Annotated in this window: 18 protein-coding genes and 1 pseudogene; 14 read left to right on the plus strand and 5 right to left on the minus strand. The window is 44.9% G+C overall.

Annotation, left to right across the window (positions count from 1 at the left end):
- Nucleotides 1-172: 172 nt before the first annotated feature.
- The gene (locus tag CTN07_RS18635; protein ID WP_005306530.1) at nt 173-1,222 is read right to left on the minus strand and encodes a ParB family protein; all 1,050 of its coding nucleotides are present in this window, start codon (nt 1,220-1,222) and stop codon (nt 173-175) included.
- Nucleotides 1,222-2,388: a ParA family protein gene (locus tag CTN07_RS18640; RefSeq protein ID WP_005306527.1), complete on the minus strand. Its 1,167-nt coding sequence runs from the start codon at nt 2,386-2,388 to the stop codon at nt 1,222-1,224. The genes CTN07_RS18635 and CTN07_RS18640 overlap by 1 nt, the downstream gene beginning before the upstream one ends.
- 267 nt (nt 2,389-2,655) lie before the next feature.
- On the opposite strand from CTN07_RS18640, the gene CTN07_RS23100 reads away from it, so the two are divergent.
- Both CTN07_RS23100 and CTN07_RS18650 read left to right on the plus strand, forming a co-directional pair.
- The gene (locus CTN07_RS23100) at nt 2,656-2,904 is read left to right on the plus strand and encodes a hypothetical protein (protein WP_036766102.1); all 249 of its coding nucleotides are present in this window, start codon (nt 2,656-2,658) and stop codon (nt 2,902-2,904) included.
- A gap of 51 nt (nt 2,905-2,955) precedes the next feature.
- Nucleotides 2,956-3,907 (plus strand): annotated as a pseudogene (locus tag CTN07_RS18650) (IS91 family transposase); the annotation flags it as partial.
- 31 nt (nt 3,908-3,938) lie between these two features.
- Here CTN07_RS18650 and CTN07_RS18655 read toward each other — a convergent pair.
- Nucleotides 3,939-6,986, minus strand: a complete 3,048-nt coding sequence (locus CTN07_RS18655) for a Tn3 family transposase (protein ID WP_005306524.1) — start codon at nt 6,984-6,986, stop codon at nt 3,939-3,941.
- A 249-nt stretch (nt 6,987-7,235) separates the two neighbouring features.
- On the opposite strand from CTN07_RS18655, the gene CTN07_RS18660 reads away from it, so the two are divergent.
- From CTN07_RS18660 to CTN07_RS18690, 9 genes are all read left to right on the plus strand, one after another.
- On the plus strand, nt 7,236-7,712 hold the full coding sequence (locus CTN07_RS18660; RefSeq protein ID WP_256593868.1) for a recombinase family protein: 477 nt from the start codon (nt 7,236-7,238) through the stop codon (nt 7,710-7,712).
- Nucleotides 7,713-7,714: 2 nt separating this feature from the next.
- Nucleotides 7,715-7,993, plus strand: coding sequence for a hypothetical protein (locus CTN07_RS18665; RefSeq protein ID WP_036766101.1), 279 nt, complete (start codon nt 7,715-7,717; stop codon nt 7,991-7,993).
- Nucleotides 7,994-8,445: 452 nt separating this feature from the next.
- Nucleotides 8,446-8,817, plus strand: a complete 372-nt coding sequence (locus tag CTN07_RS22970) for an MgtC/SapB family protein (RefSeq protein WP_198137225.1) — start codon at nt 8,446-8,448, stop codon at nt 8,815-8,817.
- On the plus strand, nt 8,727-9,065 hold the full coding sequence (locus CTN07_RS23340) for a hypothetical protein (protein WP_369698711.1): 339 nt from the start codon (nt 8,727-8,729) through the stop codon (nt 9,063-9,065). Before CTN07_RS22970 ends, CTN07_RS23340 begins: the two co-directional genes overlap by 91 nt.
- A gap of 133 nt (nt 9,066-9,198) precedes the next feature.
- Nucleotides 9,199-11,931 carry a magnesium-translocating P-type ATPase gene (gene mgtA, locus CTN07_RS18675; protein WP_036766100.1) on the plus strand — a complete coding sequence of 911 codons (2,733 nt, stop codon included), beginning with the start codon at nt 9,199-9,201 and terminating at the stop codon, nt 11,929-11,931.
- Between the two features lie 18 nt (nt 11,932-11,949).
- Nucleotides 11,950-12,042: a protein MgtR gene (gene mgtR, locus CTN07_RS18680; protein ID WP_107183742.1), complete on the plus strand. Its 93-nt coding sequence runs from the start codon at nt 11,950-11,952 to the stop codon at nt 12,040-12,042.
- A gap of 11 nt (nt 12,043-12,053) precedes the next feature.
- Entirely contained in the window at nt 12,054-12,140 is an 87-nt protein-coding gene (gene mgtU, locus CTN07_RS23280; protein WP_256593869.1) for a magnesium transporter protection protein MgtU, read from the plus strand.
- Between the two features lie 757 nt (nt 12,141-12,897).
- Entirely contained in the window at nt 12,898-13,047 is a 150-nt protein-coding gene (locus CTN07_RS18685; protein ID WP_080551795.1) for a Hok/Gef family protein, read from the plus strand.
- A 1,083-nt stretch (nt 13,048-14,130) separates the two neighbouring features.
- Nucleotides 14,131-15,069, plus strand: coding sequence for a ribonuclease T2 family protein (locus CTN07_RS18690; protein WP_232282483.1), 939 nt, complete (start codon nt 14,131-14,133; stop codon nt 15,067-15,069).
- On the opposite strand, the gene CTN07_RS18695 is transcribed toward CTN07_RS18690, so the two are convergent.
- Both CTN07_RS18695 and CTN07_RS22975 read right to left on the minus strand, forming a co-directional pair.
- Nucleotides 14,967-17,393 (minus strand): Tn3 family transposase, encoded by a 2,427-nt coding sequence (locus CTN07_RS18695; protein WP_198137227.1) that lies wholly within the window; start codon nt 17,391-17,393, stop codon nt 14,967-14,969. The two genes, CTN07_RS18690 and CTN07_RS18695, sit on opposite strands and share 103 nt — an antisense overlap.
- Nucleotides 17,394-17,396: 3 nt before the next feature.
- The gene (locus CTN07_RS22975) at nt 17,397-17,987 is read right to left on the minus strand and encodes a DUF4158 domain-containing protein (protein ID WP_080551794.1); all 591 of its coding nucleotides are present in this window, start codon (nt 17,985-17,987) and stop codon (nt 17,397-17,399) included.
- A gap of 187 nt (nt 17,988-18,174) precedes the next feature.
- On the opposite strand from CTN07_RS22975, the gene CTN07_RS18700 reads away from it, so the two are divergent.
- From CTN07_RS18700 to CTN07_RS18710, 3 genes are all read left to right on the plus strand, one after another.
- A complete protein-coding gene (locus CTN07_RS18700) occupies nt 18,175-19,005 on the plus strand; it encodes a KilA-N domain-containing protein (RefSeq protein WP_005306509.1) in 831 nt (276 codons plus the stop codon).
- Between the two features lie 7 nt (nt 19,006-19,012).
- The gene (locus CTN07_RS18705; protein ID WP_005306506.1) at nt 19,013-19,624 is read left to right on the plus strand and encodes a recombinase family protein; all 612 of its coding nucleotides are present in this window, start codon (nt 19,013-19,015) and stop codon (nt 19,622-19,624) included.
- Between the two features lie 80 nt (nt 19,625-19,704).
- A complete protein-coding gene (locus CTN07_RS18710) occupies nt 19,705-19,941 on the plus strand; it encodes a hypothetical protein (RefSeq protein WP_036766096.1) in 237 nt (78 codons plus the stop codon).
- The last annotated feature ends 259 nt before the right edge of the window (nt 19,942-20,200 follow it).

Raw genomic sequence — 20,200 nt, forward strand, 5'->3', positions numbered from 1 at the left:
TGAGTTTATATTTTGAGACATAAAAGTAAATGCTTTATTATCGTAGCTCCAATAGTATGGGTAGAGCCTCGTAGTTGACCAAGATTTTCACCATGAAAAATACAATACAAAAAAACTTTAAATACAGTATCTTACATGAATTTCACGTAAATTGTTCACGATGAACACTCCACTATTTATTACTGAATAACTCATCTAAAGCAGATTGAATTGCCTTATCAATATGCTCCAGCTCGGACGCTGATAGCCTACCAAACTCATAGTTAACATTACGGCCTTTGACTTTCTTTCTTGCATGTCTATTCTTATCATCAAACTCTACTAAGCTCGTCACGCTAATAGTAGGCGCCGACTTTTTAGGTGGAATAATGAGGTGGAGTAATGCATCAATAATTTCTTTTATATCACTATCAGGGGAGCTCTCTACAGTAGATAAAAGTTCAGTTCTATCTTTACGAGAAGATAACGCCTTCTCAACTTTAGTCAGTACTGCGTAATCTTTAACGGTGAGATCATTAATATCATTAAAAAGATGGTATAGATCTCTGCCAATCGAAGCAGCTTGCATTGCGCGAGTCACCTTCGTTCTTGATATACCAAGCGCGTTAGCAATCTCTTCCTGACTTTTTAGGCCTGCGTCTTTGTAAAGCTCGCAACGTTTACCAATCTCATAAAGGTTATGTTCTTTCGCTGACTGCAACGATTTAGCTAATGCTTTAGCATCGCTTTGTGAAATATTGCCTTGAGCAAGTAATACCGTGAAATACTTAATGCCGCCTTTCTTAAGCAGAAAATACGCACGACGACGAGAACCATCGAGAATGTTAATTATATTTTCTACGCGGCAGCCAATCGCAGGGTAGAACTGTTGAAAGTCTAACGTTGATAAGTCAGACAAGTTATTCTGATTGAGTAAATCTTGATATCGCCCATTCACTTGAAAATCAACGTAAGTTTCATTTTTCACTTGCTCGTAAGAAAGCTTAACCTCAACAAAAGTTTCTTTCTTACCTGATTCCAAAATCCATTCAACTTCATTTGATGCAGTCTCAATACCAAATGTATTGGCCAGATATTCGTGCAAACCAGTACCAGTAATTTCTAGATCACGACGCAGCTGTTCAGGAAGCGATTCTAAGTTTGCTCTCGCAAGGTTTTGTTTTGATTCATATGCACCAGGCTGATTATCCGTTAAACCCATTACTGCTTTTTTCTTAGCCATTAGTTGGCACCCCATACATTATCGATATCACGGTAGATCTGACTTGCTACTTCAAACGCATTTGTACGAGCGTCGTTAAGTGTCTTTTTCGTTTTTGGATATTCACTTGCTGCTAGGTCAAAAACAGTATTCATCATAGAAGTACACAGCTGCACTGCTTCCGAATGTTTAAATTGAGTAGGGTAAAGCCATTCTCCAAACGAACGATTGAGCTGGTTCATCAATGAAGTGTTAGAGATAGTCTGACGGTAGTTTGTCACCATTAAGCGTATGAAGTCGTATCCTGGATGGTCATATTGTTCTAGCAGCGCCCAAACTTCTGGTAAGTTCGCAAAATAGTTACAGGTCGCGTCGATATCATTTTCATTTGCGGCCAATGGAAAAATAATACTGGTTGCAGCAAAATAACCGTTATAAGTCATGAAAGAGAGGGAAGGGGGCGTATCAAGGATAATAATGTCGAACTCATCCTCTACAGCATCTACGATACTTTTAACTAATCCATAAGGGTTGTCTAATTCGCTGTGTACACGGTGGAACCAGCCTTCTAAAGAGCGATCAGATTGTAGTGCTGGGAGTATTCTTAAATTCGGTATCGTCGTTTTGAGGAAGGCTCCTTTTACCAGCCCTTCAAAGGTTTCACCCTCATCAAGTTCGTAGTTACCTCGAACGATATCACCAACACTAAATTCACCATCGCGTTGCGCATTGGCTGCATAGTACATGCTTAATGTTGACTGACCATCCAGGTCAATCAAACCAATTCTTAACTTTTCAGGAAATTCAGCACTTAGGCAAGAAGCGACTGTTGCAGCTGAGACAGTTTTACCAACTCCACCTTTTTGGTTTTGGAACATAAGTACATGACATTTTTGATTAGGCTTGCGTTTGAAGTGTTCGTGCTTTTTGAGATTATCAGGAAGCTGGCTTTCAAAGTCATACAATTCTGAAATACTCATTGACCACAACATACCTTCACGATCTTTTACATTAAATCCTAGACTTTTTACATAGTTGTCTAGGGTTACTTTGTTAATTGCAAGATAATCAGAAGCTTCCTGGCGAGTATATAAGCGTTCTTCTTTTGGATAAAAGTCATTTCTTTTTTTGATGTAAAGATCCGCACGTTCTTTGAGTTTGTCTATCTCAACTTTAGTTTTACTCATTTACCGCCCCTAATAAACTAAAAAATAATTTACACAATATACTAATATTTAATATAAAAGGAAATAATTAATATAGTGAATTACGTCTATGGGTTCTGTCGCAAAGTTAGGGCACAGTAGCCAGCCGAAGGCTGGATCCAGATATATCTACCTGAAATAGAAAACTGTGGCCTAGAGCCTCATTTTTAGCCCTTTATGCTCGCTAATTTAGCGGGCATTCTTATTTTATATCAGTACAAATCGCCATTATTGTATTGACTACATCCTATGAGTAACAAACCTAGAAAAAAGAAGAAGAAACCAACAAAGAAATGTTGTTCAGCTCAGGCTTCATCTGCTTTTGACAGCTATGAGCAATATGAAGCCACTATGGATAATGTCACTCAGTTGTTAAATGCCCAATATGATATTGACCATCCAAAAGATCATGACGAAGAAATTGCATTAATTTGTCAATATCTTATTGATAAGTTTGTGACGCTTCGGCTACCGCATTCAAATTACATGAAGTATTAATCTCGCTTGCACATATTGCAGAGATGGTGCAACGCCTTACTAATAGCTGATATACACGTTCCTAGAGCCACCAAACTCATCTTTATTGGGAAATAATATCTCACGTATTGTAGTGATAGCATCACCACCAATCAAATAGAGTCCATAGAAAAAATGCTCGCTTGCGGTACCAGCAAAGTGGGCAGTAAGCACTACGAATGTAAAAACCTTGCTTGTGAGCACCACAAAGTCATCTATAACTCTTGTAAGAGTAAGGCTTGTAGTTCTTGTGGAGTAATGCTGACAGAAAAATGGATAGCGAAGCAGCTATCCATCTTGCCAAAATGTGAATATTAACACATGACCTTAACGATGCCCGATAAGTTATGGCCCATATTTCGACTTAATCCTTGGTTAATCAATCTGTTATACCGCTGTGCGGTATCAGCATTCTTGAGTTTTGCAAAGAAACGGGGAATAGAGATTGGCCTATTCTGTGTAGTCCATACATTTGGTCGTCAACTTAATTGGAATGTCCATTTTCATCTATCAGTCACGCGTGGAGGCATAAATCACAAAACTAAGCGATGGGGAAATATCTACTTTAATGCCGCGATGGTAGAGCAGCATTGGAAGCAGTAAATGGTCTCGTTCCTACGGGACCACTATCATAAATTGAATACTAAACATGATAACTATCAACATATTAGATACTTTCATGGATGGAGTCAGTTTCTCTCTAGTCAATACAATCGAAAGTGGCGCATTCACTTGGCCAAAAAGACAAAAGATGTTGGTCCTTAGTCAGATAGAGATGATCGATCGGTTAGTCTCGCATATCCCTGCAGAAAAGAATTATAGAGCCATCAGGTATTACAGTTTTCTGTCAAACAGAAAACGGGGAGAAGCTTTACCGTTGGTTTATGAGTTACTGGATCAAGAAGAGCTGGTAGAGCAAAAACCATTGAATTATGCGCAAATGATGTATCACCAGATACGTATAGATTCGTACAAATGTATTCTGGGGTTCTACGCCGGAACCGCCGAAATTTCCGTTACCCCAGTTTCAGCCCAGCAACAAGTGCATCCAGGTCCATGATTTCATTGCTACTGTGAAAGGTGTAATGCCCGTTCAACAAAATGTGCTGCCAGGCCACCGGGGATATCCGGGTCAGCGCTTCAATACCTTTAGCGTTGCCTTCCGCTTCCAGACGCTCCAGTAATCGCGACAGGATCGCAGAGTTGTAGTAAACGATCGCGTTGGAGATCAACCGCCCGCACTGGTTACTGATTTCCGTTTCAAGGTCATTTTTCCCGCTCAACTCTTTCTTTCCGCCGACTTTGGATACTGCGGCGCGTAGCTGGTGATAAGATTCAATCCGGTTCTGGGAGCGCCGGATATTGCGCTCCAGTTGCGGATCACGCAGATACTTCAGTGTGTAAATGCTGCGAAGCAGCCGGTCATATTCAAATATCGCCTGTCTTGTCGGGTTGGTTGTTGTGTACGTACATAGCTTGCGCATCAGCGTTCCCTGCGTCATCTCCTTCAGTCCCAACGTAGCGACAATACGATCGAGATTGTTTTTTTCTCGGATGATAAGATCCTGATTAATCTGCCCAACTGGCTGAATCAGACATTTTTTATAGGCCGATGGCTCCCTGGTACAATACAGCTCCTTCAACTGCTTGTTCAGGTCGGTGAAATGAGGTTCAAAGCGAAGCCCAAACCAGTGCAGGATCGCAAAGTTGGCTTTATTGATGCTGTGCATGTCTCCGGTAATGGCTGTGGGTTTCACTTCTGAGGTGTTACGGTACCAGATATCAAAGACATGGTGGCCTTCATACTCGTTTGTGCCTATCAGATAACCGTTGATCGGGATGTGGTTACACAGCAGCGTGTAGGCTACCATGCCTTTACCGCGTCCAAAATATTTACGTGAATGTCTGGCCTTTACCGTTGGCCGCTCAACGCCAAATTTTTGCCCGTCAACGGCACCATAAAGGGTCTCCGGATCAAACGAATAGAGCGGGAAAACCGGCAGGGCTTCTATGGCATCGGTGATGCAGTTATTGGCTGTGAGAAGTGACGCCAGACGAAGGTACTGTTCGTACGTGGTTTCCAGCACATGGAGTGGAATATCGCTGGTTCGTGCCATCACATTATGGCCATGGTTCATTGCCTGAGCAACGATGACCGCCATCAGACTATCTGCGTCGGCATATTTTTTTGCATATCGGGGCTGCAGCGGTTTCATCGCCGGGAGGAACCGGCACTGCTCGTTAACAAAGCGGAAGATGTCAGTTATATCGCAGAACGGTAGCTGCTCATAAAAACGCTTCTTCTGTGCCTTATGACGACTGACCACCGATTTATGCCAGGTCAGTTTTTGCGTTTCTTTATCGTATTCCAGATGCTTCAGCTTCCCCTGCTTTAGTTCGCGATTGAACGCTTTCCACTGTCGGTGCAGCTCGGACTCCAGCGCTTTGAGCTGCGTTTTTATCGGTTTCTGTAGAAAGGGAATTTTCATGTCAGCCAGCACCGCGGCTTGTTCCTCTGCTGATACCAACTCATCAGAAAGATGGCGGTGCCTGAGGCTGTCATTGAGGTGGAACTCTCCCGACTGAAAGCGCTTTCTTATCTGCCGATAGAGCCAGAACTCATAGCGTCCGGCATTCAGCCCTGTGGGCTCACCATCCTCGTCAAACACAAGCAGGTACGGCCGCAGCCGTTCCGGTAACGTTTCTGGTGGACATTCCGCCAGTGGCCGCTGCGAAAGCGTCATCTTTTTGCTGAACACCATTTTTAGCCAGCTCAGGGCTTCGGCCCACGGGCTGTCCTGGACTACGCTGGCAAGATCGAGGGACAGATATAATGGTCGCAAATGACGTCGGATTAATGCCGTCATACAGTCTACAACTTGCCATTGTAGCGCCAGCCTACTGACGGGTTTCACGCTCATGCGCTGTGCGGTGGTTTTCAGTGTCTCCCGCGGCATGATTTTCCAGGCACGGCGGCGGACTTCACCAAAGGTCGTGGGGTCAGGAACGCTGTCATCAACATAAAGCGACAGCAGCCGCCCGATTTTGGATGTTTCACGTCGGTGTTTTTCCTGCACGTCAGCCATAAGCTGCTTAGCCACGCGGCGGCTCTCATCCTCAAGCTGTTTCATATGGAAAAACATCGCATCCACCAGATTATCGCTGAACTGGCGATAACGAATCCAGGCATAGCACAGCAGGTAAAGGCGGGTCTGCCCGGGCTTCAGTTTGCGAAGATCGTAAACGGTATAGAAATTTGCCAGGCTGGCATAGTACAGCAGGTTTTGCTGAGAAATATTCAGCTCCGGTAAGACGTCACAGGCTTTGCGGTGCAGTGGCTCCAGGATGGTCCTTTTTTCCCGTTCGTGGACCATCTGGCGCCAGCCAAAGTCACGCGCATCCTGCCTGAGGACAGCGAGCCGGGAGAGCGTATCATCACGCTCAATCAGCTTATCCAGCCCGGTAATTGTCGTGTCATCAAGCCGCTCCGCCAGAATACGTCCCAGCCGCTGCCTTTCATCAGAAAGAATCCGGCTCACCAGCTCCTGGAGCGTGGTGTAACCGGGTCGGATGATTTTATGTTCGTTGAGCCATATGATCAGCTCCGTGGCGACAAAACCGGGGGTTACATCACGGCGAACAATATTGACGGCCTGATATTCGAGTTGTGAAGACAGTGCAGATGACCAGGGCCGGTAACCGTACAGTACGCAAATTTTTTCCCGCTGAGCATAGCGTTCATGCTTAGTGGGAGATAGGTCCGGAAGTGACTCCCCGTGAAAATAACGGTTCAGGACAAAATTGCAGTCATCCTTAACATCATCCCACCCGAAGCGGAAAAACAGGTGTTTGGCTTTAAAGTAAGCGATCTGAAGGATGCAATAAATTTGAGCATGAAGCCCCGGACGACTGCAGGCCTGCGCCAGCTCAGATTCATCCAGAGCAAGATATTCCAGCCGCTGTGTATCATCGAAGTCAGGGAGACCATACAGCGCTTCCTGCTCGGCATTATTTAAAACGGCCAGTCGTTCACTTTTGCCTGTTACTTTGCCACGCGTTGTCATCCTGACCCCGAAGATAATGTCCGTAAGAGGATCGCTCAGCGGACGGTAAAAATTTAAATTTGCGCTTCAGAGAAAATCACTGCTGACGTTGTCTCATATCACTGGTACGGTATCAATCTCTTTCATGGCCCCTTATACGTACATATTTATGACAGAAATACGCATTGGCTATGCCCGATGTTCAACTGACCGCCAGGATCTGGCCGCACAGCAGGAAGCTCTGGTTAGCCTGGGCGTTCCCCCGATCGGATTTACACCGACAGAGGACTGACAGGGTCAAACCGGCAGAGACCCGGGCTGGATCAGGCGCTGGCCGCGGTGCGCTGTGGTGACCCCCTGGTTGTACCGAAACTTGACCGTCTGGCGCGCTCGGTACCTGATGCGCGTGAAATTGCGGATGCATTACAGGCCAGGGGCGTGAAGCTGGCGCTGGGAGCCAGCCTCTACGATCCGGAAGACCCGATGGGGAAAATGTTTTTTAACGTGCTGGCGACGTTTGCTGAGTTCGAGGGCGATCTGATACGCCTGCGTACCCGTGAAGGCATGGCGATTGCGCGGGCTAAAGGGAAACTGCGGGGGAAGCAACCCAAACTGTCTGAGAAACAGCAGAAAGAGCTGTGCCGGATGCATGAAACCGGGCAGTACTCGATTAGCGATCTGGCAGAGTTATTTTCAGTTTCGCGGCCAACGGTCTACCGGACACTTTCACGTAATCATAAGGAGTGAATATGCGGATCCCGGAACAGGTTATCCTGTCTGCCCTGCAAAAAGGCGCGTGTATCAAAACTTTTTATCGGGCATCGCCCGGGCTGGCTGGTTCAACGGCTCGTCGAATCCCTGACGGATATGTACTGGAATCGCCAGGCGAGAGAAATGAGGTCATTCTGAGCCATACCGATTTTCAGCCTGTAGAAAATGGCTTGCAGAAAGAGAAACCTGGGAGCAAACCGTGGAAAGTATATTTTTACGGACCATCATTGAGGAAAGGCTCAGAGAAAAATAAGTAATCAGTATATACGTATACTTCGTAGTGTATGGTAACAACAGAACTGGAAGGCGGCAGGATTTTCAATTTGTAGCCTTCAGGCTGCTTACAATTCTAAACAAATCGTCACTAAAGCGAGATTTTAACTTTACTCGACTAATTGAATGACTATAATGAGCACAAATTCAGACAGGAGGAATATGTTGGACAGTCACCCTTACTTAAACATCAAGGCAAGCTGACGCTATTTTTTCTGCGCTGCTTGCCAACCGGCGGGCAGCAATCTCCTCATCCAGACGATTGCATCCCATAAAAAATAACGCAGCATGGCTGCGAGGATAATCGTCATGTTCATGTTTAAAAATACATTATTTCCTCCACCGTCAACACGACGTTAATCGCCTTCCCGGCGACAATTTGTCGTGTGCTTAATAAAGCACGTAGTTAATTCTTCCAGCAAAAATGGAGGAAGCTATGTTGATGTTTCCTTATATCGCAAATTTACTCGCCGCGATGCTGTTGGGTGCGCTGATTGGCGCTGAAAGACAGTGGCGTCAGCGTATGGCCGGCCTGCGCACCAATGCGCTGGTCGCCACCGGCGCGGCGGTTTTTATTCTGAGTTCCATTTCAACATCGCCGGACAGTCCCGGACGTATTGCCGCGCAGGTAGTTTCCGGAATTGGTTTTCTCGGCGCCGGCGTCATCATGCGGGAAGGCATGAACGTGCGCGGCCTGAATACCGCGGCAACGCTGTGGTGCTCTGCGCCAATATTCTACTGCGCGAAGCGGCGCAGAGAATTAATCAGATCCCCGGCGCGACAGAAGAAGAGAAATGCTACGTTCTGAATATTGTCTGTCAAAGCGAATATGAAAACGCGATTCGTCAGCTATTGCTTAATATCAGTAAAGAGATGACGCTCAGCCTTCAGGGACTGGTGTCGGCAGCAGCAAAAGAACAAGGGCATAAAGAAATCCGCATCGAACTGGTGGGGAATACCGACTGCCGCAAAGCGCGAGATCTCATTATGTCAAGAATTGGCGGGGACGAAAACAGTGTGTCGAGGGGAGTTAACCTCGCGGCTATTCTACTCTGACAATCATTTGTCTAAGGAGGGAATGATGGATATTCCCAGACAATTAAAGTAATAAGCTTTTAATAACGTAAAAATGAATTATGCATAAGTCATTTATGCAGGGATAGCGACGTCTTAATTTTGAGGATTAATCATGACTGACATGAAAATAGAAAACCGGAAAATAAACCGGTCTGCGTCAGAAAATGATAAGCAGCATAAAAAAAGCTTCGCCATTGAAACCGAGGCATTTAACAGCCCGGATCATACGCTGGCGCGGTTAAACAGCAGTCGCCACGGGCTCACCACCGAAGATGCCCTTGAACGACTGGATGAATATGGCCGCAATGAAGTGGCGCATGAGCAGGCGCCACCAGTGTTGATCCAGCTTTTGCAGGCATTCAATAACCCGTTTATCTATGTCCTGATGGCGCTGGCCGCCGTCAGCTTCGTGACCGATTACTGGCTACCGCTGCGTAACGGCGAAGAGACCGATCTGACCGGGATCATCATTATCGTCACGATGGTCAGCCTGAGCGGGTTATTGCGTTTCTGGCAGGAGTTTCGCACCAACAAAGCGGCGCAGGCGCTGAAATCCATGGTCCGCACCACGGCGACGGTGCTGCGTCGCGGTCCCGGGAATATGGGGCCGGTGCAGGAGGAAATTGCCATTGAGGAGCTGGTGCCCGGGGATATCATCTTCCTGGCGGCGGGGGATCTGGTTCCGGCAGACGTCCGCCTGCTGGAGTCCCGGGACCTGTTTGTCAGCCAGTCGATACTCAGCGGCGAGTCGCTGCCGGTTGAGAAGTATGACGTTCTGGCCAGCGTTTCCGGTAAAGGATGCGACAGGCTTCCCGAGCCGAACAAAGATAAAAGCCTGCTGGAGATGGGCAATATCTGTCTGATGGGCACTAACGTGACCAGCGGCAGGGCGCAGGCGGTGGTGGTGGCCACAGGAAACCGTACCTGGTTTGGTTCGCTGGCGAAATCCATCGTCGGCACGCGTACCCAGACGGCGTTCGACCGCGGGGTAAACAGCGTCAGCTGGCTGCTGATCCGCTTTATGCTGGTGATGGTACCGATTGTGCTGCTGATTAACGGCTTCAGCAAAGGTGACTGGGTTGAGGCCTCGCTTTTTGCCCTGGCGGTAGCGGTTGGCCTGACGCCGGAAATGCTGCCAATGATCGTCAGCTCCAACCTGGCGAAAGGTGCTATCGCCATGTCGCGGCGCAAAGTGATCGTCAAGCGGCTGAACGCCATCCAGAACTTTGGCGCTATGGACGTGCTGTGTACCGATAAAACCGGCACGCTGACTCAGGACAATATCATCCTTGAGCATCACCTTGATGTCAGCGGTCATGAGAGCGACCGGGTGCTGACGCTGGCCTGGCTTAACAGCAGCAGCCAGAGCGGGGCGCGCAACCTGATGGACCGGGCGGTGCTGCGCTTTGGCGAGGGGCGGATTGCGCCAGCGACCAAAGAGCGTTTTGTCAAACTTGATGAACTGCCGTTTGATTTTGTCCGCCGTCGAGTCTCGGTGTCGGTGGAAGATGTCCGCCACGGTGACAAAAGCCTGATCTGCAAAGGCGCGGTCGAAGAGATGCTGATGGTCGCCACGCATCTTCGTGAAGGCGATAACGTTGTGGCGCTGGATGAAACCCGACGCGATCTGCTGTTAGCCAAAACGAAGGACTATAACGCCCAGGGCTTCCGCGTGCTGCTGGTCGCAACCCGCAAGCTGGATGACTCCGCGCTGACCACGCCGCTGTGCACCGCCGATGAGCAGGGACTGACGGTTGAAGGGATGCTGACTTTCCTCGATCCGCCGAAAGAGAGCGCGGGAAAAGCCATTACCGCGCTGCGCGATAACGGCGTGGCGGTGAAAGTGCTGACCGGCGATAACCCGGTGGTTACGGCGCGTATTTGCCTGGAAGTGGGCATCGATGCCCACGGTATTCTGACCGGCGCCCAGATTGAAGCGATGACTGATCGCGAACTGGAGCGAGAAGTGGAAACGCGCTCGGTATTCGCGAAGCTGACGCCGCTGCAGAAGTCGCGCATCCTGAAAACGCTGCAGAAAAATGGCCACACCGTCGGCTTTCTCGGCGACGGCATCAACGATGCGCCAGCCCTGCGCGATGCGGACGTCGGCATTTCGGTCGACAGCGCGGCGGATATCGCCAAAGAGGCATCGGATATCATTCTGCTGGAAAAGGATCTGATGGTGCTGGAAGAAGGGGTGATCAAAGGACGTGAGACGTTCGGCAATATCATTAAGTACCTGAATATGACCGCCAGTTCTAACTTCGGCAACGTCTTCTCGGTACTGGTGGCCAGCGCGTTTATTCCGTTCCTGCCGATGCTGGCGATTCATCTGCTGATTCAGAACCTGATGTACGATCTCTCCCAGCTTTCGCTGCCGTGGGACAAAATGGACAAAGAGTTTCTGCGCAAGCCGCGCAAGTGGGATGCGAAGAATATCGGCCGTTTTATGCTGTGGATTGGCCCGACGTCGTCCATTTTTGATATCACCACCTTCGCGCTGATGTGGTACGTTTTTGCTGCAAATAACGTTGAGGCCCAGGCGCTGTTCCAGTCCGGGTGGTTTATTGAAGGACTGCTGTCGCAAACGCTGGTCGTGCATATGCTGAGAACGCAGAAAATTCCTTTTATCCAGAGTCGGGCGACGTTGCCGGTGCTGCTCACCACCGCGGTGATTATGGCGATGGGGATCTACATTCCGTTCTCGCCGCTGGGGGCGATGGTCGGGCTGGAGCCGCTGCCGCTGAGCTACTTCCCGTGGCTGGTCGCGACGCTGCTCAGCTACTGCCTGGTCGCGCAGGGTATGAAGCGTTTCTATATCAAACGTTTCGGTCAGTGGTTCTGATGATGAGGAGGCGCAGAGATGAATCGTTCTCCGGACACCCTCATCGCGCTGATATTTTTCCTGATTGGTCTGCTGGTGCTGCTGCTGGCAATCTGGCAAATCCTGTTCTGAAAGGGGGCGCGATGCGCAGAGGATCGCTGGATAACGTCTTTATTCAGGTGGCGATTATTGCGGCCATCATTATTCTGCTGACAATCTGGATTAGATAAGAGACTTTTTGTCTCGCCTGTTTGCCGGACTGCGGCTGACGTCTTGCCCGGCAAACCGTTCACGTACAGGAAATTGAAATTCTTTCAGCTCTGGAATGTGGTGGTTGAAATTAAACTATTGCTTGATTGGTACGCCATCGAGGCTCTGAAAGATCACTAAAAAAACACAGGCCGGAGTGGTCACATGTGCTTCGTGAAGATGGAAATAGGGCTGAAAGGGCATGAGTTAGTTGCTTTGAGAAAAGCAACTATGCGTGAAAAACGGCGACTTCATTACTGTCTTTAGGGAATATCGACCTAAAATCTGGCAAAACACTAAAAACAGTATAGAAAATACTCAAAAGTAACTTGTTTTAGTCGTCTAAATTATAAGAAAGACGGTTACTGATCGATTTTTCAGTATTGCTGTCAGAGTGGTTAGGAATGGAAATTCCTAACCGTGAACTTAATTATCATGCAGGAACACACTTATTTGAACCCACTTTGCTAGTGTCTAAAGTGGGTTTAGAAAAGTGTGCTTGTTCAACACCTAAAAAATAAGACGCTGAGAAGTGAAAGCGGTTCTTTGAGTGTAACGAAAAGGTTCGTTTTTACTTTGAAGTGTCAGTATAATATGCGCGGGTGCTCTTGGCTTATTTGCCAAGATGCCGAGGTAAATAAGACAAAGCCCCGAATGAACTATAAATTCAAACGAGGCTTATATCATGTTTCCTAACAAGACTGATCTTAGCCTCTATTTAGCTAAGAGGCAAGTTATATGCTACGAAAGACCGCTCTAATGGGTTTGATAGTTATCTGTATAACGATTCTATGTTTTACATGGATGGTTCGTGATTCGTTGTGCGAATTACAGATCAAAGATGGTAAAACGGTATTTCTAGTAACACTTGCTTATGAAGCGAAGTAGATGCTGGAGCGAGTAGGGGATTCCGAATCCTCTACTCGATTCAGATTGTGAGAGAGCAGGCCATAGAGCACCCATTCAAAATGACATTATGTGTGCATACATAACTTTATTTTGTTTTGTTACCCGAAATTCCCTGACTTGATGAACGTGGATGATCTCTTTCCACAGTAAGAGCACAAAGTAAACCATTCTAGCTCTTTAGTTTTTTGCCTTTGTTCTACAATCAAATGACCTTGATTGCAATCAGGACAACATACCGTTGTTTGTTTGCGAATCCAAACAGGCGTATTTTTCTGCACTATTCGACGTGTAATTTTAGAACGCATAGGAAAACCCCTATAACCAAATTACTTTACCAAATCGGTCTATTTCCCCGATCCGTCCGCGCAACCGAAACCGCTTTGATGCTGGATTATTTTTGAGCAATACAGCACCTTCACTTTGTAACGATTGCCACTGGATCATTGCTTGCCGAGTGAAATCTAAGTGCGCAGCCGTTTTATCCATAAATATTCATCTGATCCATTACGTTGTCACGTTATTGTTCTTATATATAACTATTCATTTCTTCATCAAACATATCAATGATCTTATCTATAGTAGTTTGCTTGTCACTTTTTTAAGTTCATTGATTGAAATCTAATTACCGCCACCTTTGCGAACACTAATTATCGCATCAGGCCAGAATGGAAGTATACGTTTCTTTGTTTCTTCTATAAGAACCATACCATTTTTAGGTAAGCCAACTGCTTATATATACAGTACTCTAAGATGTGGAAACAATTATTTTCATCTAAATGGTTAATAGTAATAGGGGTATGAAGTCCAACGGAACGGTTCTGTACGTTAAATGTTAAATGTTAAATGTTAAATCAATCAGTTAGAACAATATGACTTTTTAGTATACTCATAAAAAATAAATTATGGCTTCAATAAATTATGTAATAATACATTTTCCTACATATTTAGCATAGCTATTCTATAGAAGAATAATATTTAATAAGGATGTCTACATTAGATAACAAGGATTTATAATATGATTACTAATAAAAAATAACTAGATTCTCTTTGCTCAGCTCTCTTTTGCTTACCTCTCTTTTAAGCCATGCTTCAATCCCAACTCATGGTGATTTTACCGCAAAGCAAACCTGTGACGCTTTTCAATCATTTAGAAAGCAAAGCAATCCACAAAATGTTCAATTATCTGTTGGACAACGCTATGAAATAACAGCGATTAACAAAGAGGCTTTCGACTGGGTACAAATTAAAGTACCTGGCTCATCACCTCTCACTCGTTGGGTTAAAAGTAGCTGTGGCGAAAGCAATTTTCTAGGCCAAAACAAACCGACAACAAAACTATCTACCCCCAATAATAACAAAGGAAATGGAAGTTGTAGTACAGCAGGCAACTTTGATTCTTATGTATTAGCACTAACTTGGCAGCCAGGATTTTGTGAACATTTCTCTTATAAAGGGAAAAAGCCTGAATGTGATGCTATTAATAGTGGCAAATTAGCAAGTACCAACTTGACCCTTCATGGATTGTGGCCAAACAAAAAAAGTTGCGGTACAAACTATGGCTACTGTGATGATAGCAATAAATTAGATTTATCGCGTTCGACGATCAATAAAATAGCCCCGTGGATGCCAAACTTTTACTATCAAACCAAATTTGGTGAATATGAGTGGCGTAAGCACGGCACTTGCCAAACTCAAAGTGCAGATCAATATTTTATGACGGCAGTAGACCTTGTTAAGCAGGTGGATGCCTCAGAAATCGGTCAATATATCAAAAAGAACATTGGTCGTAATATCAAAGCAGATCAGTTTAAACAACTTCTGGTCGATAAAATGGGTAAAGAGGCAGTCAATCGTATTAAGGACCTGTCCGTAATACGTGTAATTTATTGTCACATCTTTTATTGTTCATCTATAGGGACTGGTCTTGGGTCTAAATCAGGCGGGCGCTCCGTCATATCAACATCATATCGTCCAAACCTTCTGATATGCTCTCTGATATAGGGGCTTAAGCAACTCACCAGTTCTTTGGTGATAACAATGCCTTCAGATGCCATTTCGTTTAAGATACCAGTCAAATCGGATACGTTATGTAACATAATTGAATTAGCGATTAAATTTGCGTATTTTATCTGCTTAGCTTGCTCGACCGGATCACCGCTTTTGATTATTTCACCGCCAAATGATATCCAGTCTTGGAAATTATTATAGGATTCGACTTTGGTGGTTTCTGCACGGATAGTATGCCTCAAATCTTCTTCAGAAATATATCGCAGCAAAAACAAAGTCCGCATAACCCGCCCTAATTCCCTGAAAGCCCGATACAACTTGTTTCGTCGGTTATGGCCGTTGAGCCTCCGTAACAACATTGACGATAAGACTTTACCCGCCTGAATGGAAAGAACTACTTGCATTAAATCCTGCCAGTGAGTTTCTATCAGTTCCCAGTTGATTGTTTTCTTAAATATTTTATCAATGTGTTCATATTTTGCATTTCCGTCAGGCCTGTAAAAAGCAACATCGTTCCAGGTACGCATACGGGGATAGAGTTTGATCCCTAATAAATATGCCAGACCAAATACAGGCTCGCTTTGCCCCTGAGTATCAGCATGTAATGTATCCGGCTGGTAAACGGATTGATTTAATATTAAGGCGTCAAGTATATATACCGCTTCCCACACACCGCAGGAAATAAAGTGACTAAATAACGCTATATATTCACCGGAAATATGGTGATAGGCGATACCGCCGAAGCCATCGTACCGAATATGCTGCTCTCCCAGCAGATTGTTTTTCCTCAGTTCTGTTTGGGTTCCGTCAGCAATGACCACATTGCTCTTCCCCCAAAACTCAGGGAGTTCAAATCTGGCGTATTCGCTTATGACTTTATTGGAAGCTGCTTCCAGTTTGGTAGCATTGATATGCTGAGTATTGACCCGCCTCAGAGTCTGACGATGAATGTTTTTAGGGGCGTGACGGGCGGTTTGGCTAGCTCCTAGGTTACACCCAAAGCCGAAAACGGTATACAGGTAGCTGCTGTGCGGATCGGACAATTTTGCATCTGTACCCGCAGGAGGGCTGAAACAGCGAGAATAGTTTGACCAGTGTTGTACATTTCTGAGAATATCGAGCAGGTTTCGCTCAGGCATCCGACCATAAACTTGGTCCTTAAATTCATCTAACCCTTTCGGTAATACAGAAACTTTCTGCCTTTTCAGATGAGGAGTGCCATCGCTATCTATGGTGAGCTCACTATTTTTGGGAAAACCTTTGTCAATTTTATTAGCAACAGTGGTTAATTGTTGTCGTAATGATTTTACAAACTCGCTGGCGGTATCCGGAAGACCTAGCTCCTGGCAGTAATCCGGCAACCTCTTAAGGCACTCGCTCCATGGCTCCAGTTGTTTTCGATGATCGGAATAAACACCTGAGTTTTCAACATATAAATCCCCACTTTGCAAAGCTTCTGCCAAATGTATAAACACGCACACTTCTAAGGAACGGCGATCATACAAAATGCCAAAATGAGTCTTTTTTTGAATGAGACTTACCCAACGTTGAGTCGTAAACTGAAGACCTATTTCGGGTGGCAATAGATCTTTTCTGGTATTTCGGTGCTTACGTATAAAATCCAATGCCCGTAGCAGCGTTACATCCTGAGTTGAAGAGCATATTTCGATAGAATCCAGTACTCTGAAAATCACAGCGCGATTGGATTTATGTACTGGCCATAAAAGGGGGAAATAGTTATTGTGGTGATAGGCCGTAACCATATTGAACCTGGTATCTATTGCTTCAACGCCACCTCGTGCTTCCAGTAATTCCCTAACTTTTTCCCCTAACACTTCGTTGGTTTCGACAATCTTAGCATGTTGAAGTACCTGACCGAAAACGGCAATTAGTTCTTCTTCCATTTCTCTGTGCTTGTCCTGCAAATTTTTGAGGTTTTCCTGTGCCGTATTATGAACCCGTTTCATTCTTCGCAGGAACATTTCTATTAGCTCATCACGGGTGTTTATTTGAGTCTGAAACAGCAAACAGAGCAATAATGTATAGCGTTTGGCTTCGTTGTGGATACCCCGCATATCATTAATTTCATAAGCCAGAGCTTCAGAGGCAAATTGGCGAATTTTTGTGTAAGCTACCTTTTTTAGAAATGGCTTTGTATCAAGTATCGCATCAAGCAGCACCAAGCGATTTTCCCATTTTCTGAAATTTCGTAGAGTCGCTGAACCTGGGCTTTTCTTCATTCTGGCAAAACTAGTAATTCGTTCGCCATTTTTCAGTTGCAGTAAAGCATCCAGTTTTTCCCGATGAAGCGCCGTCAGATTTTAGGTTATTTCCAGATATAATTTCTCATGTATCAGGTGACGTTCGTGACTGACCAATCTGTCTAACGTACTGAATGCAGGAAGCTCAATGCCGGAATTGACTAACGCTTCGATAGCAACATTAATTAAATCCGCAGGATCACTCATGGTAAGAGCAGCATTTCTAACACTAGTAATGACTAACTTTTTTCCTTTCTCCGTGAATGGCGAGCTTTCTAAAAATTTGCGGCAAGAAGAGCGGTATCTGTGAAGCATTTTGCCATCATGCTTTTCATCAGCCTTCCAAACAATTGATGTTAAATTTAACTGTTTTGAAATATGAAAGATAATTTGAACGGGTATTTTATTTAATGCGGGAAAATATCCCAATTGCCTGCGAGTTTTTAGCATAACAGCTATGATTAAATACCCGCGATCACTACGTGTATTTCGTCGCGCAAAACTCAGCTCTTTATCATCCAGAACATAATGATCGGACAGCTCTTTTTCACTTAGTTGCTTATAGAATCGTGGGGATGCAGTTCTGTCGATAGATGCCATAAATTTAAAGATTTTATGTCTGGTTAATAAATCATCATCATTGTGAAGCAATGATCATTTTCTACTTTCACAGATGAGCTGGCAGTAAGTTTGTCACTATAGCTCAACGCCTTGGCTTTGGTGGACATAGTATAATATACACATTATATTACACCTTTCAATGCACGTATCGACAAAAACCAGAGTGTCATTTAAACCTTCGTTTGATTGACACCTCAAAAAGCTTACTGGAAAACAAATGGCACAAAAAATTGATGTCCGGGGTGTAAAAGTATCTGTATTCTCAGACAAACAAGATGATTACATATCTTTATCTGACATTGCTAAGTACAAAGACGGGGATCGCAGCGATTACATCCTACAAAACTGGATGCGCAATCGAAGTACCATTGAGTTTATTGGCCTTTGGGAGCAATTGCATAACCCAGATTTTAATTCCATCGAATTCGATGGGTTTAAAAATGAGGCAGGTGCCAACAGCTTTTCTCTCACGCCAAAACGCTGGATCACAGCAACCAATGCGGTTGGGATAATATCAAAAGCTGGCAGATATGGTGGTACCTACGCTCATCAAGATATTGCTTTTGAGTTCGCTTCCTGGATTAGCGCAGAATTTAAGCTTTATCTACTAAAAGAGTTCCAACGACTCAAACAAGAAGAAAATGAACAAAAGAACCTTGAATGGAATGTTTCGCGCACTTTAGCCAAGGTCAACTACCACATACATACCGAATCGATAAAAACGAATATTATTCCTACCCTTGAACTTAACCCAAAAGCGAAAAACTTTGTTTACGCCAATGAAGCCGACATGTTGAACCTGGCTTTGTTTGGTAAAACAGCCAGTGATTGGCGTAAAGAAAATTCAGAACTAAAAGGCAACATAAGAGACTATGCTACGCTTGAGCAGCTTGTAGTGTTGTCCAATCTGGAAAGTTTCAATGCCGAACTTATTGAGCAAGGAATATCAACAAATGATAGGTTTCAAAAACTAAACAGTGTCGCAGTCAATCAAATGAAGATCCTGATTGAAAATAAATCCATCGATAAACTAAAGCAACTAAAGTAGGTGGATTATGCGTATTGGGTATGCCCGAATTTCGAAATCTGACGGAAGCCAAGTACTGGATCTACAACAGGATGCGTTACTTGCTGCAGGAGTTAGTCAAGAAAGCATATATAAGGATGAAATATCCGGAAAATCAGATAAGCGCCCAGGGCTAGACTCCTGCTTGAAAGCTCTTAGACCTGGAGATGTTTTAATCGTATGGAAACTTGACAGGCTTGGTCGCAGCTTAAAACACCTAGTGAATACAATAGACGATCTTGCAGATCGACAAATTGGATTTAAAGTCCTGACCGGACAAGGAGCAGAAATTGATACCACAACGGCCAGTGGTAAGTTGGTGTTTGGAATTTTTGCGGCACTAGCCGAATTTGAACGAGAGTTGATCAGCGAACGAACCAAAGCTGGACTTGCAGCTGCTAGAGCAAGAGGAAGAGAAGGTGGACGCTCTTTTAAGCTGACAAAATCACAAGTACGCTTAGCACAAGCTTCAATGAAAAGTAGAGATTGCAGCGTATCTGAACTATGCAAGGAGCTAGGGATTAGCAGGCAGGCATTGTATAAATATGTTGGCCCTGATGGGGAAATTAGAGAGCATGGAAAGCGGGTATTAGAATCCTAGGTCCAAGTTTGAACCATATCGGGGATGGGCAGAAATAACCAACTTAGAGAACACGGAAAACGAGTTTTAGCTGGTTAAGAATGGATAATTTATTTGTAGAAGACGGGGATGTGACAACAAATCACACGTATTACGTACAGACCCCTATTAGTCTATCGTGTACTAAAGGCAAGTACCTTAACGAGGTCCGTATTAATCTACCAGAACCTCTAGATATGACGGCATCTCTTGTATCTCAGATAGAAAAAGCGCCACGTACCAAATCATTTTACGGAAACTGTAAAAAAATCATTCATATTGAAGCCGCAGGTAAATAAACGGTTATTCTAATATGATGGAGATCAGAGCATCTGACTCTGATCTCCTCACTTAAAACTATAATCTAAGTCTAAGTTTTGTCTTTTTTCACTCTTTTTACTATCCATTCTCAATATGAAATTCCTAACCTTGAACAGTAGCCAGCCTTTGGCTGGAGCCAGATATCTCAACCTGAAATAGGAAACTGCAGCCTACAGCTTCACTTTTAGCCCCTAATGCTTAACAGACATTCTTATTTTATGTCAGTACAAATCACTA

It is taken from the genome of Photobacterium damselae, from assembly GCF_003026815.1.
Classification (GTDB): Bacteria; Pseudomonadota; Gammaproteobacteria; order Enterobacterales; family Vibrionaceae; genus Photobacterium; species Photobacterium damselae.

What these genes read in the sequence shown, in the direction of transcription:
- mgtU (WP_256593869.1), top strand. Translation starts at nt 12,054, where the DNA reads ATGCGCAGAGGATCGCTGGATAACGTCTTTATTCAGGTGGCGATTATT.
- CTN07_RS18665 (WP_036766101.1), top strand. Translation starts at nt 7,715, where the DNA reads ATGCGGATCCCGGAACAGGTTATCCTGTCTGCCCTGCAAAAAGGCGCG.
- CTN07_RS18635 (WP_005306530.1), bottom strand. Translation starts at nt 1,222, where the DNA reads ATGGCTAAGAAAAAAGCAGTAATGGGTTTAACGGATAATCAGCCTGGT.
- CTN07_RS18655 (WP_005306524.1), bottom strand. Translation starts at nt 6,986, where the DNA reads ATGACAACGCGTGGCAAAGTAACAGGCAAAAGTGAACGACTGGCCGTT.
- mgtR (WP_107183742.1), top strand. Translation starts at nt 11,950, where the DNA reads ATGAATCGTTCTCCGGACACCCTCATCGCGCTGATATTTTTCCTGATT.
- CTN07_RS18700 (WP_005306509.1), top strand. Translation starts at nt 18,175, where the DNA reads ATGGCACAAAAAATTGATGTCCGGGGTGTAAAAGTATCTGTATTCTCA.
- mgtA (WP_036766100.1), top strand. Translation starts at nt 9,199, where the DNA reads ATGACTGACATGAAAATAGAAAACCGGAAAATAAACCGGTCTGCGTCA.
- CTN07_RS22970 (WP_198137225.1), top strand. Translation starts at nt 8,446, where the DNA reads ATGTTGATGTTTCCTTATATCGCAAATTTACTCGCCGCGATGCTGTTG.
- CTN07_RS18705 (WP_005306506.1), top strand. Translation starts at nt 19,013, where the DNA reads ATGCGTATTGGGTATGCCCGAATTTCGAAATCTGACGGAAGCCAAGTA.
- CTN07_RS23100 (WP_036766102.1), top strand. Translation starts at nt 2,656, where the DNA reads ATGAGTAACAAACCTAGAAAAAAGAAGAAGAAACCAACAAAGAAATGT.
- CTN07_RS18685 (WP_080551795.1), top strand. Translation starts at nt 12,898, where the DNA reads ATGCTACGAAAGACCGCTCTAATGGGTTTGATAGTTATCTGTATAACG.
- CTN07_RS18640 (WP_005306527.1), bottom strand. Translation starts at nt 2,388, where the DNA reads ATGAGTAAAACTAAAGTTGAGATAGACAAACTCAAAGAACGTGCGGAT.
- CTN07_RS18710 (WP_036766096.1), top strand. Translation starts at nt 19,705, where the DNA reads ATGGATAATTTATTTGTAGAAGACGGGGATGTGACAACAAATCACACG.